Here is a 25,195-nt window from a genome sequence, read left to right as displayed (position 1 = left end):
AGGACCATGGACCAGCATCCCGCCCCCACGCTGCTCGGCATCAACGTCATCCACGCCGGATCGTTGCTGATGATGGTGGCCGCCGCCGCGATGTTGCTGGCGATCTATGCCGCGATCACCGTGCGCGACCCCATGGCCAAGCGCGTGAAGGCGCTGACCGAACGGCGCGAACAGCTCAAGGCCGGGATCATCACCTCGGCCGCGCGCAAGCGCAATTCGATCGTGCGCCGCAACCAGACCACGGACACCATCCGCGGGGTGCTGGAAAAGCTGCGCGTGCTGCAGGACAGCCAGCTTTCGGTGGTGCAGCAGAAGCTGGCCCAGGCCGGCATCCGCAAGAAAGAATGGGCCGTTGCGGTGATCTTTGGCCGGATGATCGGCCCGATCGTGCTGGGCGGGATCGCCATCCTGTGGATCTATGTCCTGCAATTCTTTCCCGAATGGGGCGCGTTCAAGCGCTTCATGGGCTTCGCCGTGATGGTCATCTTCGGCTACAAGGCGCCCGACATCTGGATTGCCAACCTGGTGTCCAAGCGCACCCACGCCATCCGCAAGGGGCTGCCCGATGCGCTGGACCTGCTGGTGATCTGCGCGGAAGCGGGCCTGACGGTGGACGCTGCCTTTGGTCGCGTGGCGCGCGAACTGGGCCGCGCCTATCCCGAACTGGGCGACGAATTCGCACTGACCGCGATCGAGCTTTCGTTCCTCACCGAACGGCGCCAAGCCTTTGAAAATCTGGCTTATCGCGTCAATCTCGATTCGGTGAAAGGCGTGACCACCACGATGGTCCAGACCGAACGCTATGGTACGCCGCTGGCCTCGGCCCTGCGCGTGCTCTCCGCCGAATTCCGCAACGAGCGCATGATGCGGGCCGAGGAAAAGGCCGCGCGCCTGCCCGCGATCATGACCGTGCCGCTGATCCTGTTCATCCTGCCCACGCTGTTCATCGTCATTCTGGGCCCGGCTGCCTGCTCGATCAGCGACCAGTTCATCAACCGCAAAACGCCCACGCCGTAAGTGCCTGCATCGGGCAAAAGAAAAAGGCCCGGATGGCGTGCTGCCATCCGGGCCTTTTTCTTTTGCACGCAGGCGCTTGTCTCAAGCCGGAACGCGCACCGCCTGTTCGATCGCGCCAAACAGGCTGCGCCCTGCGGCATTGCGCGCCTCTACCCGGATGGTTTCGCCCGGCCCCAGCGGATCGCCCGGCAACGCGGCCGAAAGGCTGACCAGCGTGCCGGCGGCCAGCGCGCGTTCCGCAGCCAGCCCGGCTATGGTTTCGCCCAGTGTGGGCGGCAGCGTCACATCGTGGGTGTGGTCCCCGCGCGTCACCTTGAGCGGCACGGCCAGCGCGCCATCGGCCCAGGCCTCACCCAGCGCGTGGGGCGTGACGAAGACCGGCGAGAAATGCCCGGTTGCCCCAGGCGCGCTTTGCGCCGCCACGGCGTGGGCCAGGCCGACCAGGCGCACGCGGCCCAGCGCTTCGGCCGGATCTGCGCCCTGGGGCACATCGGCAGTCATCGCCACCAGGCCCACGGCCGAGGCGCCGGGGCGGCGCAGTGGATCGCGCGCGCCCATCAACCCGTCGCCGGGCTGGTGGCGCAGCGCGTCGGCCGAATCGGTCCAGTGAAACGTGCGCGGCAGCGGCGCCGCCGCCTCGCGCTCGTGAAAGCGTTTGCGCGGGATGGCGCCGTGGGCGAGTTCAATGCTCAGGCTTTCCAGCAGATCGGCATGGCGATGCCATTCGTCGAGCAGCCGCTGCATCGTCGGCACCACGTGATCGGCATCGGCGTACCAGGCCAGATCATCGGACACCACGATCAGGCGCCCATCGCGCCCCTGCGGCAACGATGCCAGTTTCATGTCGACCTCTCCTGTTGCTGATGCGACGATATTGCCTTGGTATTATCTTGGTCTTGTTATTGTCTTTCCCGTTACTTGACGCGCGATTCGAACCGGCGCACCGCACCCAGCAGCTTGTCGAGCAGGGCGCGGAGTTTCTCGGTTTCGCGCGGGGTTAGCGCGGAGAAAATTTCTTCATAAATTTCAAGTGCTTGTGGCCAAATCTGGGCATGAATATCGCGCCCTTGGGTCGTCAGTTCGAGATGGTGGGAGCGCCCGTCGGCCACATTGGGGCTGCGTTGCACCAGCGCGCGGTCTTCCAGCACCTTGCACGCGCGATTGACCGCCACCTTGTCCATCTGGGTGGCCCGAACCAGATCTCGCTGGGTCAGCGGGCCGGCATCGCCAAGCACCGCCATCACCCGCCATTCCGAGATTTTGAGCCCAAATTGCATACGATATTCGTTGGCAATCGCCTGGCTGACGGCGCCAGACGTGATGGCCATGCGATAGGGCACGAATTCGGCAAGACGGGTCTGGGTTCCAGGCATGGTTTCGTATCTACGGAAACCAGCGCCGATGGCAACAACGATATTGCGCTTTATTCGCGATCAAGTCTTGCAATCGTGCAAGACAAGCTATCGCAGCGCAACTATCGACATTCCCTGCAGTGCAACATCATCGCGTTGAAATCATGGTTTGAGCACGCGGCCGGCAACCGCTCCAAGTCGCGCCACCAACACAGGATCGCGCTGTGCCGGCGCGGTCATGATCGCGCCCTCCAACGCCCGGTCCACCGGGCTGGGCATGCGCACTTGCGGTAAAAGCCCGGCCAGGGCCACCACCATGGCGCGCGCGGTGGCGGCATTGCCGCGCATCACGCGCAGCACTTCGGCCACGTCCACATGCTCGCCATCGCGCCAGGCGTCGTAATCGGTGACCATGCCGATCAGCGCATAGGGCAGTTCCGCCTCGCGGGCGAGGCGCGCCTCGGGCATCGCGGTCATGCCGATCACGTCGGCGCCCCATTGGCGATAGAGCCGGCTTTCCGCGCGGGTGGAAAACTGCGGCCCCTGCATGGCAAGATAGCAGCCGCCGCGATGCACGGCAGCGCCTGCCGCCTGCGCCGCATCGGCCACCAGGCCGGCCAGACGCGCGCAGACCGGATCGGCCAACGAGACATGGGCAACCAGCCCTTCGCCGAAAAAGCTGTCTGCCCGCCCATGGGTGCGATCGATGAACTGGTCCACCGCCACGAAACTGCCCGGCGCCAGTTCCTCGCGCAGCGAACCGATGGCAGAAATCGCCACCAGGTCCGTCACCCCGCAACGCTTCATCACGTCGATGTTGGCGCGGTGGTTGATGCTTTCGGGGGAAATGCGGTGCCCGGCGCCGTGCCGCGCCAGAAACACGAATTCCTGCCCGCCGATACGCCCCAGCGTGACCGGGCCGCTGGGCTGGCCGAACGGCGATTGGACGGCGATTTCCTGCACTTCGTCCAGCACGGAAAGGTCATAGATGCCCGACCCGCCGATCACCCCGATGCGCCAGCGCACCCCGTTATGCCCGCCCGGGTTGCCTGGCTGCGTATGCTGTTCAGTTTGCAAGAATGCCTGCCATGATGAAATCGACGGTGTGCTCGCGATAGCGGTCGCGCAGTTCCTCGGTCAACGAATCCTGGCCAAAGCAATGGCGCAGCACGAGCCGGGCGGAAAAGAACCGGTCTGCCGCGCCGCTGACGGTGAAATAGAACAGCTGCGGGTCGATCGGGCGAAACGCGCCGCTGTGCACCCCCTGCCCGATCAGCTGGTCATAAGCGCGGCTGATCGGGCGCAAGTACTTGTCGGCGATCCGCTGCGCCTCGGCCTCGTCGCTGTCGCGCACCAGGCGCATGAGCAGGCGGTTGAGATAGGGATAGCGGTAGTAGGTGTCGATGCAGCGCGAGATGTGGCGGCGCAGCTTGTCCTGCGGCGTCATGTCGTCCTTGGCCAGCAGCGCATCGACCGAGCGGACGATTTCGGCCATGTCGCGGTCGAGCAGCGCGGTCAGCAGGCCGGCCTTGTTGCCGAAATAGTACTTCACCAGCGCCGAATTGAGGCCCGAGCGCAGCGACAGTTCGGACAGCGAGATGTCGACCTGGTCGCCCTCGCGCATCAGGGCAGAGGCAGCGGCGAGCAGCAGGTCGCGCGCGGTGCCGCTGCCCTCCCCCGCCGGGCCGGCCGTGCCGTCGCGCTCCAAATGTGGTCCTGACGTGGTCATGCCTGGCCGATCCCTTTCAACCGATCGATTAGGCGGGGCGGCCGACCAGGGTCAAGCCGCTTGCAAACCATGCCTTTGCCACTACCGCAGGCCGGCATGGACGAAGCTGCCTTCATCGCTGCCTTGCGCGCCCTGGCGCCCGATCCCGCCGCGCGCGGGCTGGACGACGACGTGGCCGTGATCGCCTTGGGGGGCGAGCACCTGATATTGACCCACGACATGATGGTGGAAGGGGTGCACTGGCTGCCGGGCCAGGACCCGGCCGACGTGGCGTGGAAACTGGTGGCGACCAACCTTTCCGATCTGGCGGCCAAGGGCGCGCAGCCGCTGGGCGTATTGCTGGGTTATGGCCTGGGCGGCGGCGAAGAGCGCTTCCTGGTTGGCCTTGGCGAAGCGCTGCTGGCCTTTGCCGTGCCGCTACTGGGCGGGGATACCGTACGCCGCGCCGGTGCGGCCGCCCACGGGCTGACCGCGCTGGGCCGCGCCACCTGCCTGCCCGTGCCCACGCGCGGCGGCGCCCGCCCCGGCGATGCCTTGTGGGTGACGGGCATGCTGGGCGATGCGATGCTCGGGTTCGAAGCGCTGCGCGACGCGCGCAGCGATCGCGACACCACGCGATTTGCCCGGCCGGTGCCGCGCCTTGCCGAAGGGCAGGCCCTGGCGCCGCTGGTTGGCGCGATGATGGATGTGTCCGATGGCCTGCTGCTCGACGCCACGCGCATGGCGCTTGCCAGCGGCGTGACTCTGGCGATCGACAGCGCCGCCTGCCCCGTGCCGGCAGACCTGCCCGCCACCCGCCGGCGCGATGCGCTGGCCTGGGGGGACGATTACGAACTGCTGTTCACCCTGCCCGCTGGCCAGGCCCCGCCGTGCCCGGCCACGTGCATCGGCCACGCCCAGCCTGCCGGCGCGGCGCCCCTATTGCTCGACGGCGCCGGCCCGCAAGGACGGCTGGGTTACCAACACCAACAATAACCGAACAGGCGTACAATACCGCTTGCGACTAGCGGCAAATCATTTAGCTTCCTCTTCGTTTCCAGCAACCTTGCGGAAACACCGTGCACCCGGCACGCCAAGACAAGCCGGGGCATGGGGAGTTAGGGGGATGCCATCGTGAACCTTGTCGTAACCGCCATCGGGTTGGGGTTACTGGCTGTGCTTTATGGCTTCGTAACCAGCCGTCAGGTGCTGGGAAGCCCGGCCGGAAACCCAAAAATGCAAGACATTGCCGGCGCCATCCAGGAAGGGGCGCAGGCCTATCTGAAACGCCAGTACGGCACGATCGCCGTGGTCGGCGTGGTCGTGGCCGCGATCGTTTCGATGACGCTGCACCCGCTGCCGGCGGTGGGCTTCATCATCGGCGCGGTGCTTTCGGGCGTGGCCGGCTTCATCGGCATGAACGTGTCGGTGCGGGCCAACGTGCGCACGGCGGCGGCCGCACAAAGCGGGCTGCAACAAGGGCTTACCCTGGCGTTCCGGGCCGGCGCGATCACCGGCATGCTGGTGGCGGGCCTGGCTCTGCTCGCGATTGCCGGCTTCTTCTGGTACCTCGTCAATCTGGCCGGCTATGCTCCAGGCGACCGCACCGTGGTCACCTCGCTTACCACGCTGGCCCTGGGCGCCTCGCTTGTTTCGATCTTCGCGCGGCTGGGCGGCGGCATCTTCACCAAGGCGGCCGACGTGGGCGCCGACCTGGTGGGCAAGGTCGAAGCGGGCATCCCCGAAGACGATCCGCGCAACCCCGCCGTGATCGCCGACAACGTGGGCGACAACGTGGGTGACTGCGCCGGCATGGCGGCAGACCTGTTCGAAACCTATGTCGTCACCGTGGGCGCCACGATGGTGCTCACCGCACTGCTGATCAAGGGTGTGGGCGATCTGCTCTTGCCGTTGATGGCGCTGCCCCTGCTGATCGGCGGGGTGTGCATCGTCACCTCGATCATCGGCACCTATTTCGTCAAGCTGGGCCGCAGCAACAACATCATGGGCGCCATGTACAAGGGCTTCCTGGTGACCGCGGTGCTGTCGATCCCGGCGATCTGGTTTGCCACGCAGGCCGCGCTCGGCAACATGGAAGCCCCGATCGGCGACCAGGGCTTTACCGGCCGCACGCTGTTCTATTGCGCGCTGGTTGGCCTGGCGATCACCGGGCTGATCATCTGGATCACCGAGTACTACACCGGCACGGCCTATCGCCCGGTGCGCTCGATCGCCAAGGCTTCGGTCACCGGCCACGGCACCAACGTGATCCAGGGCCTGGCCGTCAGCCTGGAAGCCACGGCATTGCCCACGCTGGTGATCTGCGCGGGCATTATCGTGGCCTATCAGCTCGCTGGCCTGATCGGCATTGCCTATGGCGCCACCGCGATGCTGGCGCTGGCCGGCATGGTCGTCGCGCTCGACGCCTATGGCCCGGTGACCGACAATGCCGGCGGCATTGCCGAAATGGCGGGCCTCGAAGACGCGGTGCGCGAACGCACCGATGCGCTCGACGCGGTGGGCAACACCACCAAGGCCGTGACCAAGGGCTATGCCATCGGTTCGGCCGGCCTTGCCGCGCTGGTGCTGTTTGCCGCCTATACCACCGACTTGCGCGAGTTCTTTCCGGACCTGACCGTCAACTTCAGCCTGGAAAACCCCTATGTCATCGTCGGCCTGCTGCTGGGCGCGCTGCTGCCCTATCTGTTCGGCGCCATGGGGATGACCGCCGTGGGCCGTGCGGCTGGTGACGTCGTGGTGGACGTGCGCGAACAGTTTGCCGCCGATCCGGGCATCATGGCCGGCACCAGCCGTCCCGACTATGCCCGCACGGTGGACCTGGTCACGCGCGCGGCGATCAAGGAAATGATCATTCCCTCGCTGTTGCCGGTGCTGGCACCGATCGCGGTCTATTTCGTGATCCTGGCCGTGGCCGGGCAGGCCAATGCCTTTGCCGCGCTGGGCGCCCTGCTGCTGGGCGTGATCGTGGGCGGGCTGTTCGTGGCCCTGTCGATGACATCGGGCGGCGGCGCATGGGATAATGCCAAGAAATACATCGAGGATGGCCATTACGGCGGCAAGGGATCAGACGCGCACAAGGCGGCGGTGACCGGCGATACCGTGGGCGATCCCTACAAGGACACCGCCGGGCCGGCGGTCAACCCGATGATCAAGATTACCAATATCGTTGCCCTGCTGCTGCTGGCCGCGCTGGCCAGCCACGCCGCAGGCTGAAGCCGGCTTCCGCGGGCGGCCGGCCGGCGAGGCCAGCATCGCCCGCGGCAGAACGCGGAAAAAGCGGGGAAAACCCCGCCCGCATGGGCCCGAGGTTGGGGAGGAGCGGGACAGGCCCCGTCTGGCTGCAAGGCCGGGCGGGGCCTGTTCTTTGCCCGGCCACCGGCCAGTATGGCACGGCCCGTGTCACATTTGTGACGAGTGGCCGCGATGCGTTGACGGTTCGGGAAGGCGTGGAATAGGCGCACCATCATGCTCCACCCCCTGTCGACGACTCTGCTTTCCGATTCTCACGATCCCGCCGTCATCGCCGCCGGCCTTGCCCGCCTGCTGACGGTGGCACCCGAGGCCGGGACGCCCGACGCATTTCTGGGCGCGCGCAAGCCCGGCGGGGTGGGCCGCGTGTTTGGCGGGCAGATCGTGGCCCAGGGACTGGCAGCGGCGCAGGCCACGGTGGCCGCCGATCGCCCGGTGCATTCGCTGCACGCCTATTTCCTGCGGCCGGGCAGCGAAGACCGTGAAATCCGCTACACCGTGCTGCGCGACCTGGATGGCAACAACTTTGCCAACCGCCGCGTGGTGGCCAGCCAGGGCCAAGACCCGATTTTCACGATGACCGCGTCGTTCCACCGGCGCGGCGAAGGGGTGCAGCACGGCCTGCCGATGCCCGCCGTGCCGGCGCCAGACGACCTGCCGAGCGAGGCAGACCTGCTGACGATCTATGCCGATCGCCTATCGGACCAGCGCCGCGCCTTGCTGGCCCGCCCGCGCGCGATCGAGATGCGCCCGGCCGAGCCGCTCAACTGGCTGCGCGATACCCCGGCCGAGCCGGTGGCCCACACCTGGCTGCGCTGCGTGGCGCCCCTGCCCGATGACCCCGCCCTGCACCGCGCGGTGATCGCCTATATCAGCGACATGACTCTGCTGGGCACCAGCATGTTGCCCCATGGCATCAGCGGCAAGGCCGGCACCGCCAAAGGCGCCAGCCTGGACCACGCGCTATGGTTCCATGCCGATGCCCGCGCGGACCAATGGCTGCTCTATGCCTGCGACAGCCCCTGGGCGGGGCAGATGCGCGGCTTCAGCCGTGGCCGCATCTTTACCCAGGACGGCCGCCTGGTGGCCCAAACTGCGCAGGAAGGCCTGGTCCACAAGCTGGATTGATCCGATCGGCCCGCGCTATTTCTGCGGCCGGGCCGGCGGGGCGGCCAATGCGACCGTGGCGGGCGACGCTGCCCGTGCGGGGGCACCAACGCCAGCGGAAGGCGCGGGCTTCTGCGCGGGCACCGAACAGGCCAGGCGCTCCATTTCCGGGTGCGCGATCATCGCCGTGGCGGCAAAATGCAGGCGGCGGCCGCTGGCATCGGCAATCACGGTCTGGAGCGTGCGATCGATCGCGGTGCAGGCGGTGGGATTGCTTGCCCCGCCGCCATAGCGATTGGCCACTTGCGTCAGATAGGTGTCGAACGCGCGGCGATCGACAAAGCCATGGGCCGGGCTGACGAAGGCGTGCATCACGCGGTCGGCCGCGCCGAACGCGGCGCGGTGCACGTCTAGCATCCGCGCGAAACTGCCCTCCACGTCCACGCCATGGGCCTTGCAGCGCAACGACACGGTCATCATCATCGTCTGGAACTGGTGGATCCGCGCGGCTTCCATGGTGAGGCGATCCAGGCATTCTGCACTGGTCTGCGCGGCATGGGCCAGGGGCGCTGCCGTCACGGCGGCCAGCACGGCCAGGGTCGATAGAAGGCGCCTGATCATTTCGCGTCTCCACAAGGCGTGATCGGAACGGCCATGATGGCGCTGAACTGGCGCACCAGGGCCTGCTGCTGGGCAAAGGCGGCATCGGCCAGTCGCTTGTACTCGGTGCCTTCCTTCGACAGCGCGTTGCGCGTGTCGGCATCGCCCATCGCCATGGCATCGTAACGGGACTGGATCGCCTGGAGATAGGCGTTGGCCTTTTGCAGGTTGGCCTGGGCCACATCGTTGGCCGGGGAATAGACCTGCGCGTGGAAGGCGTTACGCTCTTCTGCGCTGCAAAAGCGCGCCGGCAAGACCACCGCCGGCACTGCCGCAAGCTGCGGCCGATCCGCGGTAAAATCGTGCGCTGCGGTAAGCGGCAGTTCGATCGGTGGCGGCGGGGGCGGTGGCGGTGGCGGCGCAGGCTGTGATGCAGCGACGGCGGGCGTTTCCTGCATCGCGGCAAGCATGGCCAGCACTTTGGCATCGGCGCTATCCCCGCTTGCCGCTCCACCAGCCGGAACGGGCGCGAAAACAGCGACAGGCGCGGCAGCAACGGGCGGGGCAGGCAAGGCAACAACCGGCGGCGCCGCTGCTGCCACCGGAACTGGCGCGGGCACTGGCACCGGAAGCGGCACGGCCGCTGCGGCGGGCGGCGCTGGGGCCGGAGCCGGGGCAGAGACGGGAGCCGGGGCCCCCTGGGCAGGCGCCTGCCCCGGCGTGGCCACGCGATGCAGCGCCGTCAGCTTGACCCGCGCCAGCGGCGCAAAGGTGCCGTTGGGAAACTGTTGGAGATAGGCCTCGTACAGCGCCGGATCACTGCTGCCCGCCACGCCCCGCCAGAACTCAAGCTCCATCGTCTTGTCGGTGGCATCGGGTCCTGGCGCGGCCTGAGCCTGGGCCGATGGCGGCACCATGCCCGCCGCGGCCAGCACAAGGCCGGCCAGCGCCCACAGCGCGGCCCCGCGTTGCCGCGCGTTTGCACGCAGCGCTTTGCCCGTTTCAACCCCGCGCAGGGATTGCCCCCACGCCCCCCAATTCCAATGCCTCATCACACCCCCGGCGGCGATCCACCGTTTCCCCATGCGACTCTGCCAGCGCGGTTGCCCACGCCTAGGCAAACTACAGTTGCCCGCAAGCCAAACGCGATGCCACCACTATCGCATCCAGTATTGTGCAAAGTCGTTGGCAAGCAAGGTTATCGAAAGGGAAGGATTACGGGCGTCGCTTAAGGTCTTTGCACCGCGCGGCAACCTTTTACAAAGCACGGCGCGCGCGGCAGCGACGCGCCGGCTGGCCACGGCGCACCACTTTTAGCAGTGCAGACAGGGATTTATCCGCCGGGGTGATAGAAATCGTAAATGGTCTGCGCCACGGCCGCGCTGACGCCCGGCGCGCGCATGAGGTCTTCCAGCGAGGCGGCGCGTACTTTGCCGGCGGTGCCGAAATGCAACAGCAGCGCACGTTTTCGCGATGGTCCGATCCCGGGAATCTCGTCCAGCGGGCTCGCCGTGATCGCCCGGCTGCGCTTGGCGCGGTGCGCGCCGATAGCGAATCGGTGCGCCTCGTCGCGCAATTGCTGTAGATAGAACAGCACCGGCGAATTGAGCGGCAGCAGCTTTTCCCTTCCATCGGGGAAGTGGAAATGCTCGCGCCCGGCGTTGCGATCGGGGCCCTTGGATACCGCAATCAGCGGCACGTCCTCGATCCCGAGTTCCTCCAGCGTTTCGCGCACGGCGGTCATTTGGCCCTTGCCGCCGTCGATCAGCACCAGGTCGGGCCAGGTCCCGCCCTGCCGGTCGGGGTCTTCTTCCTGCACGCGGCCGAAACGGCGGGCCATCACTTCGCGCATCATAGCAAAGTCGTCGCCGGGGCGGGTTTCGGCGCGCTTGATGTTGAACTTGCGATACTGCCCCTTCTGGAACCCTTCGGGACCTGCCACGACCATGCCGCCCAGGGCGTTGGTGCCCTGGATATGGCTGTTGTCGTAAACCTCGATCCGCTGCGGCACGTCGGGCAGTTCGAGGAATTCGGCCAGCTCGCGCAGAATCTTGGCCTTGGTGCCGGTTTCGGCCAGGCGGCGGTCCAGCGCTTCTGTCGCGTTGCGCTGCGCCTGTTCCATCAGGCGGCGCCGATCGCCACGCTGCGGCACGCTGATCTCCACCTTGCCCCCGGCCGCGCCTTGCAGCGCCTCGGCCAGCAGCTCGGCCTCGGGCAGCACGCGGTCGACCATGATCAGGCGCGGTGGCGGCACTTCTTCATAGAACTGCGCGAGGAACGCGGTCATCACTTCGGCTTCTTCCAGCCCTTCGGTGTGGGTGGGGAAGAACGCGCGGTGGCCCCAGTTCTGGCCGCCGCGGATGAAGAAGGCCTGGATCGCGATCTGGCCGCCTTTCGATCCCATGGCAAAGACATCGCCATTGCCCACGCCTTCGGCGTTGATCGCCTGGCTGCCCTGGATGAACGTGGCCGCGCGCAGCCGGTCGCGCAGCATGGCCGCGCGCTCGAAATCGAGGTTTTCGGCCGCCTCGCTCATCTGCACTTCGATTTCGCGCTGCACCGCGCCGGATTTGCCGCCGAGGAAATCCTTGGCCTGGCGCACCAGCTCGGCATAGTCGCCCTCGCTGATGCGATCGACGCAAGGGGCCGAGCAGCGCTTGATCTGGTAGAGCAGGCAGGGCCGGTCGCGCCGGGCCATGAAGCCATCGTTGCAGCTGCGCAGCAGGAACAGCTTTTGCAGCGCGTTGATCGTGGTGTTGACCGATCCTGCGCTGGCAAAGGGACCGTAATAGTTGCCCTTGGCCTTGCGCGCGCCGCGATGCTTCATGATGCGGGGAAACGCATGATCGGCCCGCAACAGGATGAACGGGAACGATTTGTCGTCGCGCAGCAGGACGTTGTAGGGCGGGCGATAGCGCTTGATCAGCTGCGCTTCGAGCAGCAGCGCCTCGGCCTCGGAATTGGTGGTCACGATCGTCATCGACCGCGTCTGGCTGACCATGCGGCGCAGACGATTGGGCAGGCGATCAACCTGGGTGTAATTCGCCACGCGGTTTTTCAGCGCGCGCGCCTTGCCCACATAGAGCACGTCGCCACGCGTATCGAGCATGCGATAGACGCCCGGCTTGGGCTTGAGCGTGCGGACCACGTCGCGGATCGTCTCCACCCCGCGTTCCAGATCGGGCTGATCGCTGCCGCGCATCGTGGAAATGGCGGCATCTTCGTGGAAGCGCTCGGTATCGCGATCGGGTGGTGGGGATGCGCTCTTGCGGGCCATGACTGCCAGATAGGGGTTGCGGCGCGGTTTGGGGAGAGCCCGAAAGATCGCCGACGGTGGACAAACTGCTGCGCAATTGTCCCTATCGCGCTGCCAAACCCGCTTTTACCGCGCCGCGCCGATGCTGCGAGCCATGTTCCATGGCCCCGTCTTCGGCGATTCCCGCGCGATCGGCACGCATGGGCGCCGCACCGCCCCGCGCGCGCGGCTCAACATTCCGGGCCGGATCATCCTGCGTCGCGGCGTGGTCGAGTGCCTGGTGGAGGACCTTTCGCGCACCGGCGCCCGGTTGATGCTGCGCGATATGCCCGCGCTGGGTGAAACCGGCATCCTCGAAATCAACCGCATAGAGGGCTTCGGTGCGGCGGTGTGGATCAAGGGTGCGCGCTGCGGCTTTCACTTCGACGAGCCGCTGGCCCTGCAACAGGTGGTAGACCTGCGCCAGTTTGCCGACCATTTCACCGAGCATCGCCGCGAACAGGAACGCACCGCCGCCCGCGAATTCGTGCAGGGGCGGCGGTTCGTATAGACGGCGTCAGAACTGCTTGCGGAACTCGATTTTGAACACGCGGCCCGTGGGATCAAGGTAGCCGGCCTGATAGCGCAGCGGGATATCGCCGTTCTGGTCGGTCACCTTTTGCTGCGCATCGAACAGGTTGTTCACCGCCAGCGAAACGCGCGCGTTCTTGAGGAACGGCACGGCCTTGACCACGCCCGGCCGGCGGCCGAGATCGGCGAACAGGCGCAGGTTGAACTTGGCGATGGGGTGGAAATCAAGGCTGGTGGTGCCCGAATCGGCATGGGCCGCCCCGGTATAAGTGCCGGTAAAGCGCACGCCGAAGCTGCGATAGAAACCGCCGCCTTCCAGCTCGATGCTGTGCCGCGCCACGCCCGTGCTCGACAGCGCATCGCCGCCGAGCAGGTTGTAGACCGTGCCGCCCGGCGTCAGTTGCACCCGGTCCATCAGCATGATCGTATGCGTCAGCGACAGGTTCCAGCGCCCGCGCCCGTCGAACCCGCCGGGCCCGCCGGGACCACCAGGCGGCGGTCCGCCCGGGCCACCACCCGGCCCGCCACCGCCGCCGGCCGCGCCCATGCCGCCGCCCATGCGCGGCCCGCCCCCTGGGCCACCTGGCCCACCGGGGCCAAAGCCCCCCGGCACCATGCCGCGCATGCCGCCAGAACGCCGCATGTTGGGATCTGGCGTGCCAAAGCTGCCCGACAGGTTGATGCCATAGCGCAGGCTGTTGCTTTCCTCGCGCGCGAAAGTCACCGGGCTTTCGTCCACCGAGACGATATCGCCGGCGGCATTGCGCACGACCCGCCCCGGATAGGCCGCTTCCACTTCGGCGGTCAGCAGCGGGAAGCTGTTGCTGGTGTTGAAGCTGCGGTTGCGGAAGTATTCGACGATGAAGGTGGAATTGGTCAGGAACGGCAGCGTCCAGTTGCCCGCCAGCTTCACATCGCGCTGGCGTTCCTTGAGCAAGTCGGGATTGCCGCCGCTGGTTACCGTGGCCAGCACCGTGGCGCCCTTGATGAAATCATAGATTGCCACGTTCTGCGTGGTGGTGGTGGGCGCGCCCAGTTGCGACAGCGTGGGTGCGGTTTCCGCGCCGATGAACGTGGCGGTGAAGCTCAGCTTGTTGGTCGGGCGCCAGGTCAGCCCGCCACCGAAATCATAGAGCCCGCCAAAATCGGACAGGCGGTGCGCCTCGGCATTGAGGTTGAGCGACAGGTTGCCCAAGAACCCGCCGAAATTCTCGCGCTTGCTGGTGATCGGCAGATCCAGGCTGAAGCCCACTTGCGCGTCGCCCCGGTTGAGGTCGATCGCCCCGGTCGTGGTGCGCGTGTCGGTGCTGTGGATGCCGGAATAGGCAAAGCCGGTCTTGACCGTGAGCGAGGCAGCGCCGCCCGGCAAGCGGAACGGCTGGCCGTTGAGCGTGGCCAGCGAGGTCAGCGTGTTGGTGCGGCTGAGCGCGCGGTCGATCCCGCCGGCCACGATGGCGCTGGCCGGAAGCGCGCCGGTCGCGCTCAGGCTGCCATCATCGACCAGCGATTGCAGGCCGGACAGATCGGCCGACCGGTCGATCCGGGTGTCGGTTTCCACATGGCTGCCATCGGCCGTGACCGAAAGCTGCCAGGCCCCCAGCCCGGCGTTGAGCCCCGCCCCGGCCGAAAGCGTGGTGGTATAAGTGCGCGTGGTCAGCGGCTCGGGCGCGGTGGTGGTGCGCGTCACATCGGTGCCGTTGTCGGTGAGTGTCACGGTGTTGAGGCCGTTCCAGCTGCGACTGTAATCGCGCTGGGCCAAGACATTGAGCGTCAAGCCCGTGCCCAGGCCGATGGGCTTGGACCAGGTGGCGTTGAGCGCGGCGCTGTCGGCCTTGGCTTGCAGCGTGCGGTAATCGGCTTGGGCGGGATCGCCCGCGACGGTGGTGCCGCTGGTCGTGCTCTGCTGGCTGATCCCGCGCTCGGCTTCGGTAATGGCGCTCTGCGTGGAAACCGTGCCGGTCACGTTGATGCGCGCCTTGTTGGCGATCTTGGCCAGCGTGGCTTCCTCGCTCAGCGCGGCATAGCTGCCGTTGCCGGGCAGATCGACTTCGGTCTCGGTGCTCAGGCTCTTGTAGTGATCCTTGAGGATGAAGTTCACCACGCGCTGGTCGGGGCGATAGCCGTATTTGAGCGCCACTTCCTCGGGCAGCACTTCCACCCGGCGGATCGCTTCGGGCGGAAGCCCGCGCATTTCGCGGAAGCTGGAAATGCGCAGGCCGTTGAGCAGGATCACCGGCCCGTCGCTGCTGCGGCCACGTCCGGAATCGGTCTGCGGTGCCAGCACGGCAAGCAGTTCCTGGATCGAACTAACGCCGTAGGATGCGATCGCCTCTTCATCCAGAGTCACGATCGGCGGTTGATCGGCCTTGACCACACCTTTGAGCGGCGTGGCGATGACCAGGATTTCCCCCGTCACATCGTCGATACCATCGCCATTGGCGTCCACGCCGGGCTGGCCCTCGCTGGTGACCATCTGCGTGCCACTGCCTGCAACGGTCGCGTCCTGCGCCGGCGCAGGGGCCGTGGTCGCCTGGTCGCTCGCCACGTCTGCGCCGGCCGGCGTGACAGCGGCATGGGCGCTCGCCCCCCCGATCACGGCAACCACGGAAACGGCAGACAGCAAGGCAAAACGAGAAGACACGCGCAATAATCCCGATGGTTGCGGCCGGAACGATCGGCCGGAAAATGGACGTGCAGGGACCGACCTTGCCGTGGCGCAGCATGCGACCAGCCAAGACCAGACCCAAGGTCTGACACGGCCTAGCTGGCCTGTGCCATGGGTTGAAACAACTCGCAAATCGTATCAATTTGTCGTCTCTGCCACGCCACCGGGCGATCCGCCGCTGCGTGTGCCGCGCTCGCACGTGCGAAAATGCCCGTCGCCGCGGTGAAAACAAGGGCGCGATTGCAGGGCTTTTCTTTTTGCAGCCGGAACGCTATGGGCGCCACGCGCGTCGTTTTAGCGACCTCCCATCCCATGGCTGTGCAACTCGTGCCTTGCCGGTGCCGGTTGACGTTCCGGCCATCCGAGACAAAAGGCTACTGAACCCGCCGATGGCGAAAGAAGAACTCCTCGAGATGCGCGGCACGGTGGTGGAACTGCTGCCCAATGCCATGTTCCGCGTGCGCCTGGAAAACGATCACGAGATCCTGGGCCACACCGCCGGCAAGATGCGCAAGAACCGCATTCGCGTGCTGGTGGGCGATGAAGTGCTGGTGGAACTGACGCCCTATGACCTGACCAAGGGGCGCATCACCTATCGCTTCATGCCCGGCCGAGGCGGCCCCGGCCCTTATTGATGAACGCACACGTGGGCGCCACCCCACAGCCCACATCGCGCGTGCCGCTTCCGCCGCTGGTGCTGGCATCGGCCAGCCCGCGTCGGCGCGACCTGATCGCACGGCTGGGCCTGGTGCCCGATCGCATCCTCGCCACCGACATCGATGAAAGCCCGCTGCCGGCCGAAACGCCGCGCGCCCATGCCGTGCGCCTGGCCGCCGAAAAGGCGCGTGCCGCAGCCCGGCTTGCGCCCGACGCCGCGATCCTTTCTGGGGATACCGTGGTCGGTGCCGGGCGCCGCATCCTGCCCAAGGCCGAAGACGAGGCGACCGCGCGGGATTGCCTGGCGCTGCTGTCGGGCCGGCGCCACCGCGTGTTCTCCGCCGTGGCCCTGTTGATGCCCGATGGCACCCTGCGCGAAGCCTTGAGCGAGACCATCGTGCGATTCAAGCGGCTGAGCCCGGCCGAGATCGATGCCTATATCGCCGGGGGCGAATGGCACGGCAAGGCCGGCGGCTATGCCATCCAGGGCAGCGCCGAAGGGTTCTGCGCCTGGCTGGCCGGCAGCCATTCGGGTGTGATCGGCCTGCCGCTGTACGAAACCCGCCGGCTGCTGGTGGCCGCCGGCCTGCTGGCCTGAAGCGGCCATGACTGCCACCTGGCTGGTGGAGCAAGGCATCGGTGAAACCCGCGCCGCGCTGGTCGACGGCGGCACGATCCTGGCCGCGCGGGTGGAATGGTCCGGTGGTTTGGCCCCGGGTCTGGTGGCACCGGCGCGCGTGGCCAGCCGCCTTGCCGGCACCCGGCGCGGCACGGTGCAGTTTGCCGATGGCGCTATCGCCCTGGTCGATGGCCTGACGCCGACCCTGCCCGAAGGCGCATCCGGCCTGTTCCGCGTGACGCGCGCCGCCATTGCCGAAAAAGGCCGCACCAAGCTGCCCATGGCTCGCCCCGCCGGCCCTGCCGAAGAAGCACGTCCCGCCCCCACCCTGGCCGAGCAACTGGCCACCACCGGCTTGCCGGTGCGGACCATCCACGCCACCGATCCCGCGCTGGACCAGGCCGGCTGGGAAGACCTGGTGGACGAAGCGATGACCGGTGACATCGCCTTTGCGCGCGGCGCCTTGTGCATCAGCCCGACCCCGGCGATGACCCTGATCGACGTGGATGGCAGCCCGCCGCTGCCCGCCCTGGCGCTGGCCGCCGTGCCCGCGATTGCCTGCGCGATCATGCGCATGGATATCGGCGGTTCGATCGGCATCGATTTTCCCACCCTTGCGGAAAAGCGTGATCGCCAGGCGGTGGACGCTGCCCTGGCAGAGGAACTGGCCCTGCTGGGTGCCCAGACCGGCTGGCGCGGGGAGCGCACGGCGATGAACGGCTTCGGCTTCGTGCAGATCGTCTCGCGCCTGGAACGCCCGTCCCTTCCCGCACTGTTCGCGCGCCAGCCGCTGGGCGCAGCGGCGCGGCGCCTGCTGCGGCGCGCCGAACGCGTGCGCGAGCCCGGCGCCCTACTGCTGACCTGCCACCCCGCCTTGCGCCGCGCCGTTCTGCCCGCGTGGGAAGCCGAACTGGCGCGCCGCGCCGGGCGCGTGGTACACTGGTCGCTGGACGAAACGCTTGCACCCACCGCCGGATTTGCCCAGGCGACTCAACCATGACCACCAGGCCCATGACCACCACGCCCAAACGCTGCCCGATCTGCGGCAAGCCGCGTAGCGATGCGCACAAACCGTTCTGCTCTACCCGCTGCCGCGACCGTGACTTGGTGCGCTGGCTGGAAGACGGCTATGCCCTGCCCGGCCCCGCGGCCGATGCCGAGGAAGAAGGCCCCGATTGAGCGCGCCGGCCGCCCGCCCAAAAATCCCGATTGTGGAAAAATAGATGCATTAGAGGGCTGGACAAGCCCCGGCGGCCTCGCCATAGGGCGCTTCACCAAACGCAAGGCGCCGGCCCAACGGCCCGCCAGCGGCATGCCCGGGTAGCTCAGTTGGTAGAGCACGTGACTGAAAATCACGGTGTCGGCGGTTCGATTCCGTCCCCGGGCACCACTTCCTTCCTCGACATTTTCCCGCCCGCTTCATTCCAGGCCCAGGCTGGCTCCGTCCATCAGGCTGGCGGCGAGTTCCGCGCGCGCCGCGGCGTGGCGGTAGAGCGCGTCAATCTGGCGCAGTTGCGCATCGGCCGCGGCTTCCTCGCGCAAGTTGACCGGCAGGAAATCGCTGGCGCCCAGGGCAAAGCGGCGGCGTTCGGCTTCGGCCATGCGGCGCGCCAGCTGGGCTTCGTCGGCGGCCAGGGTGGCCAGGCGTTCTGACCCGGTGACCTGCACGCGCAGGCTGGCCAGGTCTGCGGTGATCTGCTGTTCGGCCAGGCGCAGGCGATGGGCCAGGGCATCGGCATCGGCCTGGGCTTCGGCCAGGCGGCCACGCGCGGCGCGCTGTTCCAGCGGCATCGACAGGCGCACGCCAAATAACACTTCGCCCGGTGCGCGCGTGGGGCTGCCGGGGCCGAAATCCTTGGCCGCTTCCACCCGCAGGTCCAGCTTGGGCAGCATGTCGTTGCTGGCCAGATCGCCGCGCAACTGCGCCTGCTGCACCCGGGCGAGCAGGATCTGCAGATCGGGGCGCCCGGCCAGGACCGTGGCGGTATCGGCCAGGCGCGGCGCCACCCCATCGGGAAACGCGGCCGGCAGGTCTTCGCCGCGCGCCACGATCGGCTGGCCCAGATCATCGCGCCAGAACAGCGACAGCGCCTGGGCCGCCACCGCCAGGTCCTGTTCCGAGCGCACCAGCAAGGCTTCACGCCGCACGATGTTCTGGCGGTTTTCCACCGCCAGCATCGCCGGCCGGGCGCCCAGTTGCACCTGCCGCTCGATCGAGGCCTGGCGCTGACGCGCCAGATCGAGCAGGTCGCGATAGGTTCGCATGCGCAGGCCGGCCGCCACCCACTGCTGATAGGCATCGGCCGCGCGGCGCTGTACGCCGATCGCCACCATCACCCGATCGAGATCGGCAATCGCGGCATCGCCCTGCGCCTGTGCCAGCTTGGTGCGGCGTTCGTCTACCAGCCGGTCGCGCAGCAGGGAAAACACCGCGCCGGCGCGCACTTCGCCCAGGCCATTGGTCACGTTCTTGCCGTCGTAAGTGGCAAAGCGCCCGGCGGAGATGCGATAGCCGCCATAGACCTGTCCGCCATTGTTGGTCATCGGCCGCGTCAGCTTCACGTCGGCCAGGGCATTGTCGTAATAGCCGAGTGGCCGCGCCTGCGCTTCGGTTTCGAACACCATGTCGAACAGGCCTTGCGCGGCCAGGGTGCGGGCATCGGCGGCGCGCTGCCGGGCCAGGGCTTCGAGCACCAGCGGCTGGTGACGGGCCGAAGCGCGCAGCACCGCATCGAGCGTGAGTTCGGCGGCCAGCGCGCCCTGGCTGACCAGCAGGGCGCAGGCGGCGATCAGGGTACGGATCACTTTTCCTCCTCCCCGCCGTCCTTGCCGCCGGCATAATCGCCCGCCTTGGCCGATTTGGCCTTGGCCGCGTCCTTGTCAGCCAGGCCCTTGCCGGCGCCCTTGCGCGGGCCGGTTTCCACCGGGCGCTGGAATTCCAGCGGGAAATCGTTGAGCTGGCGCCAAAGTTCATAGCCGACGCTGACGGTTTCCATCTGGATCCAGCCGCGCACGCGCGAACCCAGGCGGGTGAAATGGTCATCGGGCCAGGCCGGCTTGCCAGGCATGGGCTCCACCAGAACGCGGAACAGGCCATTGGCCTGGGCCGACGGATCGATGCTGCGCACCCGGCCATCGAACATGCCCTGCGCCACCGAAGGCCAGCCGCTGAACTGGATCGCCGGCCAGCCTTCGAAATGCAGCCGCACGCCCTGCCCGCGCCGCACCAGCGCCACGTCGCGCCCGTCGACCATCAGTTCCACCACCCGCACGGGGCGTTCGGGTGCCAGCGACGCGAGCCAATCGCCCGCGCTGACCAGCGTGGCCCCGGCGGCGGTGTTGAGCGCCTGGATGCGGCCATCGCGCGGCGCGCGCACCAACTGGGCCGATTGCCGGGTGCGGGCAATGTCCACGCGGCTCAATTTGGCGCGCGCCTCGGCCAGCTTGGCCCCGTGTTCGGCCACCTTGATCTGCGCGTTTTCGAAATCGCGCCGCGCGGCAAGGCCATCGGCCAGCAACTGGGCAGAGCGGCCCACGTCGATCCGGGCGACGGCCATGGCCTGTTCACTGGCCACGATCTGCGCCAGCACTTGGGCGCGTTCGGCCGCCAGCCGCTCCAGCAGGCCGGGATCGTTGTCCACCACCCGCGCGATCGGGTCTCCCGCCTTCACGCTTTGCCCGTCGGTCACATACCAGCGCTCCACCCGGCCGGGCACCAGCGCGGTCACTTGCTGCACGCGGTCTGCGGGGTTGAGCGCAACCACCTGCCCCGTACCCGGCGCGGTCTGCACCCAGGGGATCAGCAGAGCGCCCAGCACCACCAGCGGAATGGCGATGCCGATCATCCAGCCCAGCGCCACGGCGATGCGCGGCGGCCGCAGACTGGCCAGCGTGGGGAAACGCAACATCTCCTGCGCACGGCTTGCCATGGTTCAGCCCTCCTTTCCGGTATCTTGCAGACTGGCGCTGCGCCGCTGGACGGTTTCGCCCAGATGCAGCCAGGCATCGTGCGCCACCGCCCCCGGGCGGCCGGTGAAATGCAGCACCGTGGTGCCGTGCGGGCGCAACACGGCCAGCACCTGGCCCAGCCGTTCGGGCTCCAGCATGTCGTAGAGCGGGGACAGCACCAGCACCCGCGGGCAAGCCAGGATCGCCCCGGCCAGCTTGAGCAACATGGTTTCGCCCACCGCCAGCGGCCAGCCCGAGCTGGACAGCATGGTATCCAGGCCTGCGGGCAAGGCGCCCACCCGCTCGTCCAGCCCGACCAGCGCCAGGGCATCGAGCGCGCCCCCGCCGCGCCCGTCAGGCTGGCCCGCCGCGGCCAGGCGCAAGTAATCGCGCACGGTCATTTCCACGATCGTCGGGCGATCGAGCACCACCACATCGGCGCGCAGGCGCACCATGTCGAAGGTGCCCAGGTCGGCGCCGCCCACGCGCACGAGGCCGCGTTCGGGCGTGGCCAACCGCTTGAGCAGGGTGGTGACGCTGCGCTCCACCCCCGGCGCTGCCAGCACGCCCACGTGCTCCCCGCTTTCGATCGCGAAGTCCAGGCGGTGATCGCCCAGCACCACACCCTGGAAACGGATGGCGCCATGGGGCAGCGCGAGGGCATCGGCCGCCGGCGCGGCCTCCTGCGGCACGTCCCAGAACAGCGCCAGTTCTTCCAGCCCGGCGGCCAGGTCGTAGAACACCTCGAGATAGCCGCCCAACTGGGCGATACCATAGAACACGCCCGACAGGATCAGTTCGGCCGCAACCAGTTGCCCCACCGAAAGCTCGCCCTGCAGGATCAGCCAGCCGCCCATCGCCAAAAGCCCGGCGCTGGCCAGGGCATAGACCAGCAACAGGCACAGCGTCTGGCTGAAGGTGTGGCGGAAATGGCGCCGGTGCGCGGCGACATACGTGGCGGTCATCGCCTCGCTGCGGTCGATGGCAAAGTTGATGTGGCGGCCAGACTTGTAGAACCCGTTCGAAGCGCCCAGGCTTTCCAGCCAATGCGCGGCGGCATGCTTGGCATGGCTCTTGGCCACGGCACTGCCCAGCGAGGGCAGCAGCCAGGCGCGCCAGATCACCAGCACCACCAGCACCAGCACCACGTTGAACGCCAGGAAGAACGGGTGGTAGAAACTCGTCACGACCAGGCCCACCAGGCTTTGCAGCACGATGGCAAAGCCGCCGATCACCAGGCTGGTCAGCGCCTTTTGCACCGTGCCCATGTCGAAAAAGCGGTTGAACAAGTCACCGTGCCGTGCGTCGACGAAGAACGGGTTCTGCGCATGGATCGCCCGCGTGGTGATCTCGGCCACCAGGCGCGCGAAAAAGCGCTGCTCGAACCGCGCCATGATCGCCACGCGCAACGCCATCAGCGCACCGGCCAGCAGCAGCAGGGCAAACAGCACCAGTGCCAGGGTAAACAACGGTGCGGGCAGCGCGATGTTGGCCACCGAGTTGATCAGCAGCTGCACCGAGATCGGCGTGGCCAGCGACAAGAGCGAAATCGCCGCGCCATAGACCAGCGCCAGGCGGATGAAGGCCTTGTCGGGAGAGAGCACCAGGCTGGTCCAGCGCCGCAAGTCGCGCATGGTCAACCGGTGGCCGTGGCCGGCTTGCCCGCCGGGGGCATGGTGGGGGTGGGATGGGTCTTGGGCGCTTGCGTCCATGAAAGGCGGCCTTCCTTGCCGGGCGTGGATTGTGCTGCCCGCTAAGGTGGATTTCGCCGCGCATTGCGCCAATACGGTGTGCACCTATGCTTTCGATAGGTTTTTCCTATCGTTCGGCAATGCTCCGCAACGTCTCTGCCAGAAGCACGAGGTCGCGCGAACGCCCTGCCCCGGCGCGCCACACCAGTCCGATTTCGCGATAGGGCCGGCCGCCGGCAAACGGCCGCACGATCACGTCGCCCCCTTCGCCGATTTCCTGCCGCACATAAAGCTGGGGCAGCAGCGCCAGCCCCATGCCCATCCCGGCCATCTGGCGCACGGCATCCAGGCTCGTGCCCTCGTAATCGCGCAGCACGTGTGCGCCGGATCGTTCGGCTAGGGCAGCCACCTGCTGGCTCAGGCGGTATTCGGGCTGCATGGTCAACAGCCCGCGTCCGGCAAGGTGTTCGGGCCGCACTTGCGCCACTGCCGCCATCGGATCGTCCGCCGCCATGGCCAGAAACATCGGTTCACGAAACAAGCGCTCGATGTGGAATCCCTGCTCTGCCACTGGCAGTTGCACCAGCACAGTATCGTGGCGCCCTTCGGCCAAGTGTTCGAGCAGGGCATCGGGCAGGCCTTCGCGCACATGCACCTTGAGCGTGGGGTGCGTGGCATGAAGGCGCGCCACCAGTTGCGGGAGGATATAGGGCCCCAGCGTGGGCGACACGCCCAGGCGCAGCGTGCCGGCCAGTTCGCCCTCGCGGTGGCGCCGGGCAAGATCGGCAAAGCCTTCCGCCTCGGCCAATACGCGGCGCGCGGCGGCCACGGCCTCGCGCCCCAGCGGCGTCAGCACCACGCGCCCGCCGCGTTCGGCCACGGCGCCGCCCAGCAGGCTTTCAAGCAGATGGATCTGCTGCGAAAACGAGGGCTGCGAAACGCCCACAGCCGCCGCGCCGCGGGTGAAGTTGCCGCATTCGGCCAGCGCCACCAGGTAGCGCAGCTGGCGCAGGCTGGGCCATGCCGTGGTTTCGCTCATGCCTCGTGCCTCCCCGCGATCGGTGCACCAGGTCTTAGCGTGAACCGGCCGCGCTGACCAAGCCCCAAGCGGCCCCTGGGGCGAATAGTTGCATGAAACGCAACTATGGTACCGTTATTCGCATTTGTCAGACTCGGGGAATTCCCCCATTGAGAGCGGGCCTTTCAGGCATCCTCTCCCAAACTTTCCAAGGCCGGTCGCAAGACCGGCCTTTTTTTTGCACGCCTCGCCGACACGATGTGCTGCATGCGCGCCAAAGCGAAAGGCGGGGCGTCGCAGCTCCCACCCCTCCGTCAACTCCCGCTTTCCCCATGCGTCACTTGCACGAAACGCATGAAATCACTCTGGGGCGATCGGCCGGCGCTCCAACCGGGCGACAGCGTGGCGCACCACCTTTTCCAGCGCCGGGGCGGAAAAGAATCCGCCGGGAATGAGGCACCGCTCGATCAGCACACGGCGGAACGCGGCAAAAGTTTCCACGTCGGGCGCCACGGGATTCTGCCAGAACGCGTCGAGCCCGTCCTGGCAGGTGATCTGCGGCATATCATAGACCGCGTGGCCCAGCGCCACCACCGGCACGCCTTCGGCCAGGGCCAGCGTGCCACTGGTGCTGTTGATCGTCACCACCCCCAGCGAGCGGCGGATCACCGGCACGATATCGCCCATGCTCAGGTAATCCACCCGGTCGGCCACGCCGAACAGGCGCGCCATGTCGGCGGTTTCCTGCTGCCAATCGCGCACCCCGTTATCCAGTGGGTGCTCCTTCACCACCAGCCGCACATCGGCCGGGGCATGCGCGGCAAACGACCCCACGATCAAGCGCAGCGCGTCGGCGATCCCCGCAAAGGGCGAATGCAGGCGGATCTGCGCATCCGAATCGAGCTGCAACGGAAACAGGAAAAACCGGTCTTCCCGTGTTCCCAGGCGATGGAGCAAGGCCCCCGCATCGCGCTGGCGCGCCTTGCGACGCGAGAGCTTGCGCCACCAGCCCATCGCCTCCACCAGCGGATGCCAGGGGCGGTGGTTGGTCCAATGCGGGTAGTACCAGCGGGTGAACACGTCGGCAAAGTTGTAGGCCAGCCCTTCGGCCGCGCGGCGGCGGAACGAAGACGGCACTTGCGCGTGGGGCGGAACCGCCGGCAGGGCCGCGGCGGTTGCGCGATACCAGGCCGGATCGCTGGGCAGCGACGAATTGCCGTTCACTCCGCCGCGTTCCAGCGTGACCCAGTCAGGGCGGATATAGCCTTCCTCGAACACGTGGACCGCCACGCTCAGGTCCTGGCAGACGCGAATCGCCGGGCGGTGGTGGTCGCGGCAATCGCCGAACAGCACCACATCGGTTACACCCTTGTTCCGAACCAGATCGGCAAAGAACGCCGGCCAGCGATCGAGCGAATCGCGATAGTCCATGCCGTTGGGCAAGCGCCAGAACAGCCGGTCGCCACCGTTGAAATTGACCTTGTACACGGTGTGGCCGGCGCGCAGCAGCGCCTTGCCCAGCTCGTGAAACAGCGGGCCCATCAACCCTTGCAGCAACAGGATCGTGCGCGGGCCCGAATCGCTGTCGGATGGGATCGTGGCGGAGGGGGCGGCGGCAGGGAAATCCAAATGCGGCGGCACGGGCGGCGAATTGGGCAACTCTTGCATTCGAAAGCAAAACTCCTGGGTAGGCGGTCCCATGCACCTGGCCCGAGCG

The 25,195-nt window shown here is 67.4% G+C and carries 22 protein-coding genes and 1 tRNA gene; 10 read left to right on the top strand and 13 right to left on the bottom strand.

Going from position 1 to position 25,195, the window contains the following annotated elements:
* The first annotated feature begins 6 nt into the window (after positions 1–6).
* Complete coding sequence (locus tag FHW94_RS02135) at positions 7–1,017, top strand: type II secretion system F family protein (RefSeq protein ID WP_168554133.1); 1,011 nt, start codon at positions 7–9, stop codon at positions 1,015–1,017.
* A gap of 81 nt (positions 1,018–1,098) precedes the next feature.
* Here FHW94_RS02135 and FHW94_RS02130 read toward each other — a convergent pair whose 3' ends face one another.
* From FHW94_RS02130 to FHW94_RS02115, 4 genes are all read right to left on the bottom strand, one after another.
* Positions 1,099–1,860, bottom strand: a complete 762-nt coding sequence (locus FHW94_RS02130) for an FAA hydrolase family protein (RefSeq protein ID WP_168554132.1) — start codon at positions 1,858–1,860, stop codon at positions 1,099–1,101.
* Between the two features lie 71 nt (positions 1,861–1,931).
* A complete protein-coding gene (locus FHW94_RS02125) occupies positions 1,932–2,345 on the bottom strand; it encodes a MarR family winged helix-turn-helix transcriptional regulator (RefSeq protein ID WP_246865849.1) in 414 nt (137 codons plus the stop codon).
* A gap of 186 nt (positions 2,346–2,531) precedes the next feature.
* Entirely contained in the window at positions 2,532–3,446 is a 915-nt protein-coding gene (gene mtnP / locus FHW94_RS02120) for an S-methyl-5'-thioadenosine phosphorylase (protein ID WP_210425441.1), read from the bottom strand.
* Positions 3,436–4,098: a TetR family transcriptional regulator gene (locus FHW94_RS02115; RefSeq protein ID WP_168554130.1), complete on the bottom strand. Its 663-nt coding sequence runs from the start codon at positions 4,096–4,098 to the stop codon at positions 3,436–3,438. The genes mtnP and FHW94_RS02115 overlap by 11 nt, the downstream gene beginning before the upstream one ends.
* Before the next feature lie 96 nt (positions 4,099–4,194).
* On the opposite strand from FHW94_RS02115, the gene thiL reads away from it, so the two are divergent.
* The 3 genes from thiL to FHW94_RS02100 all read left to right on the top strand — a co-directional run bounded on the left by thiL (position 4,195) and on the right by FHW94_RS02100 (position 8,475).
* Complete coding sequence (thiL, locus tag FHW94_RS02110) at positions 4,195–5,073, top strand: thiamine-phosphate kinase (RefSeq protein WP_168554129.1); 879 nt, start codon at positions 4,195–4,197, stop codon at positions 5,071–5,073.
* Between the two features lie 138 nt (positions 5,074–5,211).
* A complete protein-coding gene (locus FHW94_RS02105) occupies positions 5,212–7,311 on the top strand; it encodes a sodium-translocating pyrophosphatase (protein ID WP_168554128.1) in 2,100 nt (699 codons plus the stop codon).
* Positions 7,312–7,563: 252 nt separating this feature from the next.
* Positions 7,564–8,475 (top strand): acyl-CoA thioesterase II, encoded by a 912-nt coding sequence (locus FHW94_RS02100; RefSeq protein WP_168554127.1) that lies wholly within the window; start codon positions 7,564–7,566, stop codon positions 8,473–8,475.
* Between the two features lie 15 nt (positions 8,476–8,490).
* On the opposite strand, the gene FHW94_RS02095 is transcribed toward FHW94_RS02100, so the two are convergent.
* The 3 genes from FHW94_RS02095 to uvrC all read right to left on the bottom strand — a co-directional run bounded on the left by FHW94_RS02095 (position 8,491) and on the right by uvrC (position 12,331).
* Positions 8,491–9,075, bottom strand: coding sequence for a hypothetical protein (locus FHW94_RS02095; RefSeq protein ID WP_168554126.1), 585 nt, complete (start codon positions 9,073–9,075; stop codon positions 8,491–8,493).
* Complete coding sequence (locus FHW94_RS02090) at positions 9,072–10,106, bottom strand: hypothetical protein (protein WP_168554125.1); 1,035 nt, start codon at positions 10,104–10,106, stop codon at positions 9,072–9,074. Before FHW94_RS02090 ends, FHW94_RS02095 begins: the two co-directional genes overlap by 4 nt.
* A gap of 281 nt (positions 10,107–10,387) precedes the next feature.
* Entirely contained in the window at positions 10,388–12,331 is a 1,944-nt protein-coding gene (gene uvrC, locus FHW94_RS02085) for an excinuclease ABC subunit UvrC (RefSeq protein ID WP_168554124.1), read from the bottom strand.
* 133 nt (positions 12,332–12,464) lie between these two features.
* On the opposite strand from uvrC, the gene FHW94_RS02080 reads away from it, so the two are divergent.
* Complete coding sequence (locus FHW94_RS02080) at positions 12,465–12,860, top strand: PilZ domain-containing protein (RefSeq protein WP_168554123.1); 396 nt, start codon at positions 12,465–12,467, stop codon at positions 12,858–12,860.
* 6 nt (positions 12,861–12,866) lie between these two features.
* On the opposite strand, the gene FHW94_RS02075 is transcribed toward FHW94_RS02080, so the two are convergent.
* Positions 12,867–15,521, bottom strand: coding sequence for a TonB-dependent receptor (locus tag FHW94_RS02075; protein ID WP_168554122.1), 2,655 nt, complete (start codon positions 15,519–15,521; stop codon positions 12,867–12,869).
* A 413-nt stretch (positions 15,522–15,934) separates the two neighbouring features.
* On the opposite strand from FHW94_RS02075, the gene infA reads away from it, so the two are divergent.
* The 5 genes from infA to FHW94_RS02050 all read left to right on the top strand — a co-directional run bounded on the left by infA (position 15,935) and on the right by FHW94_RS02050 (position 18,211).
* Positions 15,935–16,180, top strand: coding sequence for a translation initiation factor IF-1 (infA, locus tag FHW94_RS02070; protein ID WP_100866134.1), 246 nt, complete (start codon positions 15,935–15,937; stop codon positions 16,178–16,180).
* Positions 16,180–16,800 carry a Maf family nucleotide pyrophosphatase gene (locus FHW94_RS02065; RefSeq protein ID WP_168554121.1) on the top strand — a complete coding sequence of 207 codons (621 nt, stop codon included), beginning with the start codon at positions 16,180–16,182 and terminating at the stop codon, positions 16,798–16,800. The genes infA and FHW94_RS02065 overlap by 1 nt, the downstream gene beginning before the upstream one ends.
* A 7-nt stretch (positions 16,801–16,807) precedes the next feature.
* Positions 16,808–17,821 (top strand): ribonuclease E/G, encoded by a 1,014-nt coding sequence (locus tag FHW94_RS02060; RefSeq protein WP_168554120.1) that lies wholly within the window; start codon positions 16,808–16,810, stop codon positions 17,819–17,821.
* Positions 17,822–17,832: 11 nt separating this feature from the next.
* Positions 17,833–18,000 carry a DNA gyrase inhibitor YacG gene (gene yacG, locus FHW94_RS02055; RefSeq protein ID WP_168555406.1) on the top strand — a complete coding sequence of 56 codons (168 nt, stop codon included), beginning with the start codon at positions 17,833–17,835 and terminating at the stop codon, positions 17,998–18,000.
* A gap of 135 nt (positions 18,001–18,135) precedes the next feature.
* Positions 18,136–18,211, top strand: a tRNA-Phe gene (locus tag FHW94_RS02050).
* A gap of 29 nt (positions 18,212–18,240) precedes the next feature.
* Here FHW94_RS02050 and FHW94_RS02045 read toward each other — a convergent pair.
* The 5 genes from FHW94_RS02045 to FHW94_RS02025 all read right to left on the bottom strand — a co-directional run bounded on the left by FHW94_RS02045 (position 18,241) and on the right by FHW94_RS02025 (position 25,146).
* Positions 18,241–19,626 (bottom strand): TolC family protein, encoded by a 1,386-nt coding sequence (locus tag FHW94_RS02045; protein ID WP_168554119.1) that lies wholly within the window; start codon positions 19,624–19,626, stop codon positions 18,241–18,243.
* Positions 19,623–20,750: an HlyD family efflux transporter periplasmic adaptor subunit gene (locus FHW94_RS02040; RefSeq protein ID WP_210425440.1), complete on the bottom strand. Its 1,128-nt coding sequence runs from the start codon at positions 20,748–20,750 to the stop codon at positions 19,623–19,625. The genes FHW94_RS02045 and FHW94_RS02040 overlap by 4 nt, the downstream gene beginning before the upstream one ends.
* A gap of 3 nt (positions 20,751–20,753) precedes the next feature.
* Positions 20,754–22,481 (bottom strand): ABC transporter transmembrane domain-containing protein, encoded by a 1,728-nt coding sequence (locus FHW94_RS02035; RefSeq protein WP_349237420.1) that lies wholly within the window; start codon positions 22,479–22,481, stop codon positions 20,754–20,756.
* A gap of 106 nt (positions 22,482–22,587) precedes the next feature.
* On the bottom strand, positions 22,588–23,499 hold the full coding sequence (locus FHW94_RS02030; protein ID WP_168554118.1) for a hydrogen peroxide-inducible genes activator: 912 nt from the start codon (positions 23,497–23,499) through the stop codon (positions 22,588–22,590).
* A gap of 339 nt (positions 23,500–23,838) precedes the next feature.
* Positions 23,839–25,146, bottom strand: a complete 1,308-nt coding sequence (locus FHW94_RS02025; protein ID WP_210425439.1) for a capsular biosynthesis protein — start codon at positions 25,144–25,146, stop codon at positions 23,839–23,841.
* Positions 25,147–25,195 lie beyond the last annotated feature (49 nt).

The organism is Novosphingobium sp. SG720, from assembly GCF_012275365.1.
GTDB lineage: Bacteria > Pseudomonadota > Alphaproteobacteria > Sphingomonadales > Sphingomonadaceae > Novosphingobium > Novosphingobium rhizosphaerae.
This window is presented reverse-complemented; position numbering and strand designations above follow the sequence as displayed.

What these genes read in the sequence shown, in the direction of transcription:
- FHW94_RS02135 (WP_168554133.1), top strand. Translation starts at nt 7, where the DNA reads ATGGACCAGCATCCCGCCCCCACGCTGCTCGGCATCAACGTCATCCAC.
- FHW94_RS02130 (WP_168554132.1), bottom strand. Translation starts at nt 1,860, where the DNA reads ATGAAACTGGCATCGTTGCCGCAGGGGCGCGATGGGCGCCTGATCGTG.
- FHW94_RS02125 (WP_246865849.1), bottom strand. Translation starts at nt 2,345, where the DNA reads ATGGCCATCACGTCTGGCGCCGTCAGCCAGGCGATTGCCAACGAATAT.
- FHW94_RS02115 (WP_168554130.1), bottom strand. Translation starts at nt 4,098, where the DNA reads ATGACCACGTCAGGACCACATTTGGAGCGCGACGGCACGGCCGGCCCG.
- thiL (WP_168554129.1), top strand. Translation starts at nt 4,195, where the DNA reads ATGGACGAAGCTGCCTTCATCGCTGCCTTGCGCGCCCTGGCGCCCGAT.
- FHW94_RS02100 (WP_168554127.1), top strand. Translation starts at nt 7,564, where the DNA reads ATGCTCCACCCCCTGTCGACGACTCTGCTTTCCGATTCTCACGATCCC.
- FHW94_RS02095 (WP_168554126.1), bottom strand. Translation starts at nt 9,075, where the DNA reads ATGATCAGGCGCCTTCTATCGACCCTGGCCGTGCTGGCCGCCGTGACG.
- FHW94_RS02090 (WP_168554125.1), bottom strand. Translation starts at nt 10,106, where the DNA reads ATGAGGCATTGGAATTGGGGGGCGTGGGGGCAATCCCTGCGCGGGGTT.
- uvrC (WP_168554124.1), bottom strand. Translation starts at nt 12,331, where the DNA reads ATGGCCCGCAAGAGCGCATCCCCACCACCCGATCGCGATACCGAGCGC.
- FHW94_RS02080 (WP_168554123.1), top strand. Translation starts at nt 12,465, where the DNA reads ATGTTCCATGGCCCCGTCTTCGGCGATTCCCGCGCGATCGGCACGCAT.
- infA (WP_100866134.1), top strand. Translation starts at nt 15,935, where the DNA reads ATGGCGAAAGAAGAACTCCTCGAGATGCGCGGCACGGTGGTGGAACTG.
- FHW94_RS02065 (WP_168554121.1), top strand. Translation starts at nt 16,180, where the DNA reads ATGAACGCACACGTGGGCGCCACCCCACAGCCCACATCGCGCGTGCCG.
- FHW94_RS02060 (WP_168554120.1), top strand. Translation starts at nt 16,808, where the DNA reads ATGACTGCCACCTGGCTGGTGGAGCAAGGCATCGGTGAAACCCGCGCC.
- yacG (WP_168555406.1), top strand. Translation starts at nt 17,833, where the DNA reads ATGACCACCACGCCCAAACGCTGCCCGATCTGCGGCAAGCCGCGTAGC.
- FHW94_RS02040 (WP_210425440.1), bottom strand. Translation starts at nt 20,750, where the DNA reads ATGGCAAGCCGTGCGCAGGAGATGTTGCGTTTCCCCACGCTGGCCAGT.
- FHW94_RS02035 (WP_349237420.1), bottom strand. Translation starts at nt 22,481, where the DNA reads ATGGACGCAAGCGCCCAAGACCCATCCCACCCCCACCATGCCCCCGGC.
- FHW94_RS02030 (WP_168554118.1), bottom strand. Translation starts at nt 23,499, where the DNA reads ATGAGCGAAACCACGGCATGGCCCAGCCTGCGCCAGCTGCGCTACCTG.
- FHW94_RS02025 (WP_210425439.1), bottom strand. Translation starts at nt 25,146, where the DNA reads ATGCAAGAGTTGCCCAATTCGCCGCCCGTGCCGCCGCATTTGGATTTC.